At 54.3% G+C, this 269-nt stretch carries 1 rRNA gene; it reads left to right on the forward strand.

The features are described from left to right. A 23S ribosomal RNA gene (locus tag HP552_RS03275) occupies positions 1–269 on the forward strand; the annotation flags it as partial.

Below are 269 nucleotides of genomic sequence, written 5' to 3' on the forward strand. Positions count from 1 at the left end.
AGCCCAAACCAGAGAGCTTGCTCTCTGGGGTTGTGGGACGTCTCACATGGAGTTACAAAGGAACCGGTTAAACGAAGAGGTCTGGAAAGGCCCGCCAAAGAAGGTAAAAGCCCTGTAATTAAAAGCCCGTTCCCTCCGAGACGGATCCCGAGTAGTGCGGGGCACGTGAAACCCCGTATGAATCCGGCAGGACCATCTGCCAAGGCTAAATACTTCCTAGCGACCGATAGTGAAGCAGTACCGTGAGGGAAAGGTGAAAAGCACCCCGG

It is taken from the genome of Paenibacillus xylanilyticus (genome assembly GCF_013359935.1).
Classification (GTDB): domain Bacteria; phylum Bacillota; class Bacilli; order Paenibacillales; family Paenibacillaceae; genus Paenibacillus; species Paenibacillus xylanilyticus.